The 10,707-nt window shown below is 65.1% G+C and carries 9 protein-coding genes; 3 read left to right on the top strand and 6 right to left on the bottom strand.

Translation table 11 applies throughout. The features are described 5' to 3' along the window. Positions 1-297 precede the first annotated feature (297 nt). A complete protein-coding gene (locus ACK543_RS00045) occupies positions 298-987 on the bottom strand; it encodes a glutathione S-transferase family protein (RefSeq protein ID WP_409940835.1) in 690 nt (229 codons plus the stop codon). A 122-nt stretch (positions 988-1,109) separates the two neighbouring features. Continuing rightward, complete coding sequence (locus ACK543_RS00040) at positions 1,110-1,682, bottom strand: 5-formyltetrahydrofolate cyclo-ligase (RefSeq protein WP_409940834.1); 573 nt, start codon at positions 1,680-1,682, stop codon at positions 1,110-1,112. 14 nt (positions 1,683-1,696) lie between these two features. Between ACK543_RS00040 and ACK543_RS00035 the strand changes: the two genes are divergently transcribed. Next, complete coding sequence (locus ACK543_RS00035) at positions 1,697-3,682, top strand: transglycosylase SLT domain-containing protein (RefSeq protein ID WP_409940833.1); 1,986 nt, start codon at positions 1,697-1,699, stop codon at positions 3,680-3,682. A gap of 531 nt (positions 3,683-4,213) precedes the next feature. Here the strand turns inward: ACK543_RS00035 and ACK543_RS00030 are convergent. The 4 genes from ACK543_RS00030 to ACK543_RS00015 are packed head-to-tail and all read right to left on the bottom strand — an operon-like array spanning position 4,214 to position 7,487. After that, positions 4,214-5,185, bottom strand: coding sequence for a hypothetical protein (locus tag ACK543_RS00030; RefSeq protein ID WP_409940832.1), 972 nt, complete (start codon positions 5,183-5,185; stop codon positions 4,214-4,216). After that, the gene (locus tag ACK543_RS00025; RefSeq protein ID WP_409940831.1) at positions 5,185-6,039 is read right to left on the bottom strand and encodes a hypothetical protein; all 855 of its coding nucleotides are present in this window, start codon (positions 6,037-6,039) and stop codon (positions 5,185-5,187) included. Before ACK543_RS00025 ends, ACK543_RS00030 begins: the two co-directional genes overlap by 1 nt. After that, the gene (locus ACK543_RS00020) at positions 6,036-6,944 is read right to left on the bottom strand and encodes an ATP-binding cassette domain-containing protein (protein WP_409940830.1); all 909 of its coding nucleotides are present in this window, start codon (positions 6,942-6,944) and stop codon (positions 6,036-6,038) included. Before ACK543_RS00020 ends, ACK543_RS00025 begins: the two co-directional genes overlap by 4 nt. 60 nt (positions 6,945-7,004) lie before the next feature. Continuing rightward, the gene (locus tag ACK543_RS00015; protein WP_409940829.1) at positions 7,005-7,487 is read right to left on the bottom strand and encodes an Lrp/AsnC family transcriptional regulator; all 483 of its coding nucleotides are present in this window, start codon (positions 7,485-7,487) and stop codon (positions 7,005-7,007) included. Between the two features lie 301 nt (positions 7,488-7,788). On the opposite strand from ACK543_RS00015, the gene hppD reads away from it, so the two are divergent. Both hppD and phhA read left to right on the top strand, forming a co-directional pair. Further along, on the top strand, positions 7,789-8,910 hold the full coding sequence (hppD, locus tag ACK543_RS00010) for a 4-hydroxyphenylpyruvate dioxygenase (RefSeq protein ID WP_409940828.1): 1,122 nt from the start codon (positions 7,789-7,791) through the stop codon (positions 8,908-8,910). A gap of 17 nt (positions 8,911-8,927) precedes the next feature. Then, the gene (gene phhA / locus ACK543_RS00005) at positions 8,928-9,785 is read left to right on the top strand and encodes a phenylalanine 4-monooxygenase (protein ID WP_409940827.1); all 858 of its coding nucleotides are present in this window, start codon (positions 8,928-8,930) and stop codon (positions 9,783-9,785) included. Positions 9,786-10,707: the final 922 nt, after the last annotated feature.

The raw sequence follows: 10,707 nt of genomic DNA, 5'->3' as shown, positions 1-10,707 counted from the left end.
CCGAGAGCAAGCCAGCACGCTTGCCGCACTGAACGTCAAGAACCCCAATCCAGACCCCCAATTAAGCCTCTTGTAGTGGCAATTCGCGAACGCGATCTATATAGATCAAGTACTTACAGCGCTTCGTGTCGAACTCGGGTGGGCGGCACCATCGCCCCGGCGCAAATGGAGCACATCGCACGCCACAAGCCGTTTTTGCGCAAGCAGTTCCGGTAGCGTCGCTGAGCCAGGGTCCCGGTCGGCGCACTGCATGGCGGCCGCGCCAGACCGCGGACGTGGGTGAAGGCGGCCGAGTGGTCAGGCGGCGGGCTTGACCCGGTAGGGTTCCTCGAAGTCCAGGAAATCCTTTTCGGCCAGGGCATCGTCGATCCAGGCCTTCACCCCCGGCAGCGCACGCACCCGCTGCACATAGGCCGCAATGTGCGGTGGCAAGGGCAGCGCATAGGTGGCCAGGCGCATGCAGACCGGCGCAAAGTAGGCATCGGCCACGGTGAACTGGCCAAACAGCATGGGGCCGCCATGCTCTTGCAACAGGGCGCTCCACATGTCGATCAGGCGCTGCACATCGGCGCGCACGCCGGGCCTGTCGCGCCAGATCAGGGCGCCGGTATCGGGCAGGCTGGCCTCGATGTTCATGGGGCAGTTGCCGCGCAGGGCGGTGAAGCCGCTGTGCATCTCGGCACAGATGCTGCGAGCGCGGGCACGCGCCTTGCGGTCCGCTGGCCACAGCTGTTTGTCAGGCCAGGTCTCGGCGATGTATTCGGCAATGGCCAGGGTGTCCCACACCACCAGATCACCATCGGCCAGCACCGGCACCTTGCCCGTCGGGTTGACTGTACTGATGGTGCGCTTGAACTCGGAGCCGGCATCAAAGCTGTCAAAGCGCACGCGCACTTCCTCGAACGCAATGCCCGCCTGGCGCAAAAGCACCCAGGGGCGCATGGACCAGGAGGAGTAGTTCTTGTTGCCGATGTGGAGCTTGAGCATGGGGCACCTGTCAACGGGTTCTGAGACGAATCCGCATGCTAGCGGAACGGCGCGCCGCGGGTGATGCCGATGAACGCCCTCATTGATGCAATCGGCACATCAATGCGCCGCGCCCGAGCGCATCACACCGGCCAGACGACCCCGTTGTCGTTCAGGATGGCGTCGAGCGGCAGGTCGAACTCGTCGGGCTCGAATTCATCGAGGTAGCCGTTCGTGAAGCCCAGCCCCACCGTGAACGGCCTGGGCTGCAGTGTGGCCAGCGTGCGGTCGTAAAAACCGCCGCCATAACCGAGCCGGTAGCCACCGGCGGCATAGCCCACGCAGGGCACGAACAGCAGCGTGGGCGTGATCACCTCGGTGTCCTTGGGCTTGGGGATGCTGTAGGCGTCTTCCTCCATGGGGCAGCCGGGATACCATGCATGAAAGGTCAGTGTTTTGTGCAGCTTGTTGACCACCGGCAGGCCGATGCGGCGGCGCTGGGGCTCGTCCAGCAGCTCGCCGTCTTCCTTCCAGCGGTGCAGGGCGGGCAGGGGGTCGAACTCGCCCTTGATGGGCCAGTACGCACCAATGACCGTGTCCGGCCGGTTGATCAGCCAGATGCGCATGACCTGCTGCAGCAGGTCGGACCGTTGTAGGCGGTCGGGCAGGTTCAGACGTTCTTCTACCAACGCGCGCCGAAGGGCTGCTTTGTCCATCAGATAATTCCCCCATGCATTTGCTCAGAGCGATTTTGACACCCCTTGTTGCAGCCACTGTACTGGCTGCTGCCACGCCCCTTGTCATGGCGCAAAACCGTGGCGACGCGACCTTGCTGGAGATGCACCAGGCGTTCCGCAAGGGCGACCGCAAGAAGCTCGAACAGCTCTTGCCAGCGGCCCGGGGTCACGTGCTGGAGCCCTGGGCTGCCTACTGGGAACTGCGCTTGCGCCTGGCCGACGCGTCCCCGCAGGAAATCCAGGGGTTTTTGCAGCGCTACGCCGGCACCTACCAGGAGGACCGCCTGCGCAACGACTGGCTGCTGCTGCTGGGCCAGCGCCGCGACTGGCCACGCTTTGCCGAGCAGCACCCGCAGTACCGCATGTCCGACGACCGTGAGGTGCGCTGCTACGCGCTGCTGATCGACCAGATCAAGGGCACGGCCCCCGCCAATGTGGCCGAGGATGTCCGCAACAGCTGGCACGCCCAGCGCGATGCCGACGACGGCTGCACCCACGCGGCGCGGGAGCTGTATGGCTACAAACGGCTGTCGCCGCTGGACATCTGGCGCAAGGCCCGCCTGGGCGCCGAGGCCAACCGCCCGCGCGCGGTGCGCGCAGCGGTCGAGATTGTGTCGCCCGATGGGCTACCCCAGCTCAAGGACGTGCTGGACTCCCCCACCCGCTACCTGCACTCGCGCGCCACAGCCCGGGGTACGGCGCGCCAGGAACTGGTGACGCTGGCACTGATCCGCCTGGCCACCACCGATGCCGACGGAGCCGCCCAGCAGCTTGACAACAAGTGGAGCGTCCACCTCTCGCCCGAGGAGCGCAACTGGGTCTGGGGCGTGATCGGCAAAAACGCCGCGCAAAAGCTCAGCCCGGCGGCGGCAGGTTACTTTGCCAACGTCACGCGCGACAGCGATCTGAACGACGATCTGCTGGGCTGGAAGGTGCGCGCGGCACTGCGCGCAGGGCAGTGGAAAGTGGTGGGCAAGGCGGTGGATGCCATGAGTCCGCAGGCCCGCCAGGAAAGCACCTGGGCCTACTGGAGGGCCCGCGCGCTGCTGGCCGGCAAGCCCACCGAAGCAGACCGTGCCGAGGCCAGGCAGATTCTCGAAGGCTTTGCGGGAACCCACGGTTTTTACGAGCAACTGGCCCTGGAAGAGCTGGGCCAGCGCATCGCTACCCCCCCCGCGCCCGCCCCGCTCACGGCGGAAGAAAAGGCCGCGGCGCGGGCCAATCCGGGCCTCAACCGCGCGCTGTACGCCATTGTGCTGGGCATCCGCGGCGAGGGCGTGCGCGAGTGGAACTACACCACCAACCTGCACCAAAGCGGCGGCATGCCAGAACGCGAACTGCTGGCGGCAGCCGACTTTGCCTGCGAGCGCGAGGTGTGGGACCGCTGCATCAACACCAGCGAACGCACCAAGAGCGTCATTGACGCGTCGCAGCGCTTTCCCACGCCTTTTCAGCGCAGTGTGGTCGAACGCGCGCAGGCCATCGGGCTTGACCCGGCCTATGTGTACGGCCTCATCCGCCAGGAAAGCCGCTTCATCATGGACGCGCGCTCGCATGTGGGCGCTTCGGGCTTGATGCAGGTAATGCCCGCCACAGCGCGATGGACGGCCAAGAAGATCGGCCTGACCAACTTCACGCCCGACCAGATCAACGACCGCGAAACCAACATCGCCATCGGCACGGCGTACCTCAAGCTGGCGCTGGATGATTTTGCCGGCTCGATGCCGCTGGCAGCCGCCGCCTACAACGCAGGCCCGGGCCGGCCGCGCAACTGGCGCAACGGCCCCGTGCTGGAAGCCGCCATCTGGGCCGAGAACGTGCCCTTTGCCGAAACCCGCGACTACGTCAAGAAGGTGCTGGCCAACACCACCAACTACGCCGCCCTCCTCACGGGGCAGCCGCAGTCGCTCAAGGCCCGCCTGGGCAGGGTGGGGCCGCGCGATGCGTCGGCACCCGAACCCAATCGCGATCTGCCCTGAGTGGGTACGCTATAAAAGTTATAGCTACTTGTGCCCGATGGTCGTGCGCAAGTGGCTGATTTTGGATTCAGCGGGTCAATGGCAGGGGCGACCCGTGGCGATGACAATAGCACAGCCTAAAAACGGCAGTTGGATGCATTTGCCAGCGCTGCTGTTGGGGCGCCAGGCAAGGCGCGACGACGCGGCAGGCTCGTGCCTGCAAGGAGAAGCAACACCGCATGGCGCTCCAAAAGCGGTGCTGGCAAGTGCATAGCGCTGTCACCCCAAAGGTGAGGCTGCAAAAACAGCCCAAGGCTCGAGTCCATGCGGTGTGCGGCAAGATGACAAGCGGTCAACTGCCGTTTTTAGGTTTAAACGCCATCCAAAAAGGATTCGGCCGCATCGCCGCCGGCACCAAAGCAAGCGCTCCATCACCCTCGCGAGGATGCACTGAATGCGGATTGGGAGGGGCCACAGTGCGCTTTTTGCAGCACATCGCCACGCTACCGCCGCGGCCTTGGCCGGAGAGCAACCACGCCGCCGTCGCGAATGCTACTGGCCCTGCGCCGGACGGTTCTCGATACGAACCAGCTCCAGCGGACTGGACGGTACAAGCATCGGCCGGGGTCCACTGGCCGCACCGCATCCACCATCATCGGCATCCCCTTCGGAATGACGCGCCAGTTGCAACACCCCGACCCGATCCACCGACAAAGCAACGTCGTCGCCCAGGCGCAAGTCCAGTTTTTGCAGCCCCTGTGTAGCCTTGAGTACCACCTGGCCCATGTCCGCCGCAATTCGCACGGACTGCATGCTGCCCGCCATGACCTCCAGCGTAGCGTCCCGCCCATGCTGAGCGTGCGCTGCGCAATCGTCCGCCTGCCCTGCGCCCAAAGCCATGGCGCAACGACCGCACCGCGCGGACTGCAGGTCCAGGTGGGCCACCTTGCCGCGCACCTCTACGGACCGGCCCGAGACCGTCAGGCGCTCCACAGGCTCCAGTGCCTCCACCACGGCGTGGGACAGCGAAAGATTGTGGAACTGTGGCGGCAGCGTGATCTCGCGAATCCACATGTCGTCGTCCTCGGAGCGCTTCTGGCCTTGCGTGCGCACCGGAGGCAGCCAGCGCAGCACCAGGATGTCGCCCTCGCGAAATGCCTTGATCGGTAGCTCGGGGCGGGCTTCTGACGAGGCTTGCGCGGGCTTGCGAGAGCCTCCGCGCCGGCCGTCGAAGCGGCTTTCCAGGGTCAGCGCCATCTCGCTGGCGCCGCCGAGTACAACCCGCGTCTGGGGCATATAGCTGTGCGTCTCGCCAGGGTTTCGTTCCACGCGCAGGTGCCTCACCCCCGAGAGTTGCGCTGCGGCAATGGCATAGCGATGCTCCGCCCCCGCAAGGTCCTTGAAGCGATCCAGCCCGCTCAGCGCCAAGAGGCCCCAGAACACCACCCAGATGCCCGTGAAAAGCCAAGGTCCCCACGGGCGCGAGGCGGCTGAGGCTGTGATACGGGACTGCGTCTTTGCCATCACAGCAGTTCCTTATCGCGCAGGTGCAGGTAGGTCTGCCCCCACAGAAGAAGCGGCAACGCCAGCCAGAGCACCGCGTTGATTGCGTGCAGAGCCATGTCGCCCCAGCCCGCGCGGCCATTCCACCAGGCAACCAGCACTTCACCCCGCGCACCGGAGAGGGCCCCAGTCATCACGGTGATGACGAACAGCACCACGCACAGTGCCAGCGTCTTGAGCATGGTCGCCCGGCGAAAGTACAGCGAGCCCGTGACCGCGACGGCCTGCAGCGCCCAGGCCACGATGAAGAAGCCCCATTGCTGCGGAATGCTCAGCAGCGACTCGCGCAGCGGCGTGCGCACCAAGGGCACGAACAGCGCATAGTCCTGCGGGTCCACCGCCCCCGCCTGCTGCCAGCTCGCGCGCAACGCCAGCGCCACGCCCTGCGCAGGCCACGACATCGCCAGAAACAGCAGCGTGTAGCACAACGGGTACACCACCGCGACGACCACCACGCACAGCAGCCATTTCTCCAGCACGGAAGCCGGCCGCATCAGCGTCAGCAGCGCGGATTCACGCCGCGCCATGCCGTCGAAGTACCGCCCCGCGAACACAAAGCCGGTGAGGTACAGCCCCCAGAAGTAATAAGCCGACTGCCCACCGGTCGTGAATACCGTGCCGCGCGAAACGCTCAGAGTAAAGAGCAGCAACACGCCGTAGAGCACGCCAGTCACCGCCAGGTGGCCCAGATACTGCCGCGCGTGCTCTGCCCAGTGGGCCCGGGCCAGGCGCTGGAAGCGGCTCCACGAAAAGCGCGGGCTGCCGGGGGACGCCCGCGGCGCAGACGGCGGGGCGGGTGCGGACGGAGAATTCATGCGTGTTCCTCCCGGTGCGTCAATGCATGGTGCAACGGGGCCAGGGCCTTCAGTACCGTGTCCCGATTCAGGCTGAGCGCCTTGTACAAAAGCTCCAGCTGGACCGAGCTCCCCGACGGTGCGGGTGCGCCCGGTGGCTCGTGGCTGCGCAGCGCCACATAGGCCAGTTGGTGTCCGATGCTCTCCTGGTACAGCAAAGTACCGCCACCGGCTTGCGCGAGGGCTGCGGCGTCATGCGCCACGCCCATGTGCAGCAGGCGCGCGAGGTCGTCCATGCGTGCGGCCAATGCGAGACGGCCCTGATCGATGAACCAGATGTGACTCAGGATGCTCTCCAGGTCGTGCGCCTGGTGGGTGCTGATGAGCACGGCGCGGTGAGCATGTTCGGGGCGCTGCAGCAGCTTGCGGAACTGCGCACGGCCCACGATATCAAGGCCATTGGTGGGCTCGTCCATCAGTAGCAACGGTGTGCCCGTGGCCAGCGCGAAGGCGATGGCGGCCTTTTTCTTTTGCCCCAGGCTCATGGACTCAAAACGCTCCTGCTGCGGCACCTCGAAATGCGCCAGGTACTCGTTCAGCAAGACAGATGAGAAACGCGGGTAGAAGACGCCCTGGGTCGCTGCCAGCGCAGCGCACGTGAGGTTGGGCAGGTGAAACTCTTCCGGCACGATGTAGACGGCCGCAAGCAGGTCTGCCGCCCGTTCGCGCGGGTTGTGCCCCAGCACCTGGATGCGCCCGGCCCAGGGCGTGAGCAGGCCGCACAGCAGCTTGAGCAGCGTGGACTTGCCACTGCCATTGCGCCCGAAAAGCCCGTAGATGCCGGGCTGTTCCACGCGGGCTGCAAAGCCCTGGTACAGCAGGTGGCGGCCATAGCCGAACTGCAGGTCATCGATTGAGATCATCATGCTGAGAACCACCCTTCCTCGACCCGGACAGCGATGCCACGCCACGGTGCGCACTGATTGTCATAAGGGCACAGCCGTGGTCGCCTTCACGCGGTCGAGCACAAAGCTGGTCTTGCAGTCCTGCACGCTGGGGTGCTTGAGCAGGGTGTCCATGATGAAGCGGCTGTAGTGCGCCATGTCGGCCACGACCACGCGCAGCAGATAGTCCATCTCGCCGGTGAGCGATGCACATTCGACCACCTCGGGCCAGGTCTGCACGCTGGCGCGAAACAGGTCCATCGGGTTGCGCTTGTGGCTTTCGGTGTGTTTTTCGAGCCGCACGTTCAGGTAGGCCGTGAGCCCCAGGCCCACCGCCTCGGGCGGCACCAGGGCCACGTAGCGGCTGATGATGCCGGCCTCTTCCAGGCGCTTGACGCGCCGCAGCACAGCGCTGGGCGACAGGCCCACCTGCTCGCCGACCACGTCGTAGGTTTCGCGGCCGTTTTCCTGCAGACGGCGCAGGATGGCCTTGTCCAGCTTGTCGAGTGCGTTGATCGATTGCATGGCGCAGGATCGTACGACGGATCAGCCCGCCGCGCAGCTTTCGCAGCATCCAAGGGGTTGTCCTGAGGGGCCAAAACCAGATCCCGCCCCCGGGGGGGCGCAGCGCCACCGCGATGCGGCAGGTCACATTCAGGATTTCCGGCGCTGCCGCTTCAAGCGCGATCAATTGCGCGCGCGCCTCTTGATTCGCAAAAATCCTGCAAACCAGGCGGGTCAGCACCTTGATTTCGACCAAAACATGAGGCGCTCCGAGCCTACAGTTTCAGGTAGACATTGACCCAACCACAGGACAGACACACCCATGACCGCCGCCCTGCCGCAACAAACCGCCGCCCAGATCGAAGCCTGGGACAACCCCATGGGCCTGATGGGGTTCGAGTTCGTGGAGTTCACCTCGCCCACGCCCGGCGTGCTGGAAAGCGTCTTTGAAAAACTGGGTTTCACGCTGGTGGCCCGCCACCGCTCCAAGGACGTGGTGCTGTACCGCCAAAACGGCATCAACTTCATCATCAACCGGGAGCCCCACAGCCAGGCGGCCTACTTTGGTGCCGAGCATGGCCCCTCGGCCTGCGGCCTGGCGTTTCGGGTCAAGGATGCGCACAAGGCCTACCAGCGCGCCCTGGAGCTGGGCGCACAGCCCATCGACATCCCCACCGGCCCCATGGAACTGCGCCTGCCCGCCATCAAGGGCATTGGCGGCGCGCCGCTGTACTTGATCGACCGCTTTGAAGATGGCAAGTCCATCTACGACATCGACTTTGAATTCATCGAAGGCGTGGACCGCCGCCCCGTGGGCCATGGCCTCAATGAAATCGACCACCTCACGCACAACGTGTATCGCGGCCGCATGGGTTTTTGGGCGGGCTTTTACGAAAAGCTGTTTGGCTTTCGCGAGATCCGCTACTTTGATATCCAGGGCGAATACACGGGCCTCACGTCGAAGGCCATGACGGCACCCGACGGCAAGATCCGCATCCCGCTGAACGAAGAGTCCAAACAGGGCGGCGGGCAGATTGAAGAGTTTTTGATGCAGTTCAACGGCGAGGGCATTCAGCACATCGCGTTGATCTGCGACGACCTGCTCGCCGTGGTGGACAAGCTGGGCATGGCCGGTGTGCCGCTGGCCACTGCCCCCAACGACGTTTACTACGAGATGCTGGACACCCGCCTGCCCGGCCACGGCCAGCCGGTGCCCGAGTTGCAGTCGCGCGGCATCCTGCTGGACGGCACCACCGCCGACGGCACGCCGCGCCTGCTGCTGCAAATCTTCTCAACCCCCATGCTGGGCCCGGTGTTCTTCGAATTCATCCAGCGCAAGGGCGACTACCGCGACGGCTTTGGCGAAGGCAACTTCAAGGCATTGTTTGAGTCGCTCGAGCGCGACCAGATCCGCCGTGGCGTGCTTGAGGACAAGAAGGCCTGAGTGAACAGGAGCGCGCCATGACCGCCGAAACCGCCGTCAAACCCGTGGTGTATGGCGCCAGCGATCGCCCGCCGCGCGGCGACTACAGCCGCGCCAGCGCCAATTACACCTGCAGCCAGAACTATGCGGCCTACACCGCCGCCGACCACGACACCTACCGCCGCCTGTACGAGCGCCAGCGCGCCCTGCTGCCCGGCCTGGCAAGCCAGGCGTTTATCGACGCCCTGCCCTCGCTGGGCGCCAGCGACCGCATCCCACGTTTTGAAGAGGTTAACGAACGGCTGTACAAGGCCACCGGCTGGGAACTGGTGGGCGTGCCGGGTCTGATCCCCGAGGTGCCGTTCTTCACACTGCTGGCCAATCGCCAATTTCCGGTGACGGACTGGATCCGCACGCCCGAGGAGTTCGACTACATCGTCGAGCCGGACATCTTTCACGACCTGTTCGGCCATGTGCCGCTTTTGTTCAACCCGGTGTTTGCCGACTACGTGCAGCGCTACGGCCAGGGCGGCCTGAAGGCCCAGGGCCTGGGCGCCTGCGAGATGCTCAGCCGCCTGTACTGGTACACGATCGAGTTCGGCCTGATCCGCGAGGCGCAGGGGCTGCGGGCCTACGGGGCGGGCATCCTGAGTTCGGCCGGGGAACTGGCCTATTGCGTGCAAAGCCCCGAGCCGCAGCGCATACCGCTGGCACTCGAGCGCACCATGCGCACGCGCTACAAGATCGATACCTACCAGCAGACCTATTTTGTGATCGACAGTTTTGAACAACTGTTTGAGATGACGGCGGTGGACTTCGCGCCGATTTATGAGGCGCTGCAGGGCTTGCCGGACTTTGCGGCAGATGAGCGGGATGCGGCGGCTTTTGCGGCGTGATTCTTTGATCAGATGGGCCCATCGCGCTTGATGGGTAAGCGCTTTTAGCTATTTATTCGATAGCGTTTGTGCGTTTTGGTCTTTGGGGGAGATTTCAGCCGTTCGGGCTGAGCTTGTCGAAGCCTGGGCACTACCCTACCACCGTTCGGGCTGAGCTTGTCGAAGCCGGGGCGCCCCCCCAACCGTTCGGGCTGAGCCCGTCGAAGCCTGGGCGTACCCCCCACCGTTCGGGCTGAGCCTGTCGAAGCCTTGGAACTACCCCACCACCGTTCGGACTGAGCCTGTCGAAGCCCTGCTGGACAGCGGCAACCCGCGTGCCTATGTTGAGCGCCGGAACCGGGATATCGCCCCGGCGGGCGAGTCACTTTCTTTCGCGTCGCCGAAAGAAAGTGACCAAAGAAAGAGCGACCCCACTGTCTGCGTCCCTGCGCTTCGCTTCGGGCAACCTGCGGTGCTCGCGGGAGGGGTACGCTGCGGAACTCGCTGCGCGCCTATGGCGCTTCGCTCAAACAGCCGCACCGAGTCAGTTCACCAAGCGCGTGTGTCCTTCGGCACACGTGCCACCCCGCCCGCTGCGCTCCTCGGCGCATGCAGAGGGGTTGGGGCGCGGACATCCGCTCGGTCCGTTGCTTCGCTCAGCCTGATCTTGCGGGGGGTCGCGCAGCGATGGGCCGTGTGGTTGTTGGCTGCTGGCTCCCCCGCCCGTTCGGGCTGAGCCTGTCGAAGCCGAGGCACTATCCCCGTCCGTTCGGGCTGAGCTCGTCGAAGCCGGGGCGATATCCCGGTTCTTCCTTCAGCACGGAAAGGGGTTGCCACTGTGCAGCCAGGCTTCGACGGGCTCAGCCCGAACGGTTTTTTGGAGGGGCGCGCCCCGGCTTCGACAAGCTCAGCCCGAACGGGTGGGAAGTAGCGCCCCCTCATC

It is taken from the genome of Acidovorax sp. (assembly GCF_046341535.1).
Lineage (GTDB): Bacteria > Pseudomonadota > Gammaproteobacteria > Burkholderiales > Burkholderiaceae_C > Acidovorax.
The sequence above is the reverse complement of the archived record's forward strand: the minus strand, read 5'-3'. Positions and strand labels throughout refer to the sequence as shown.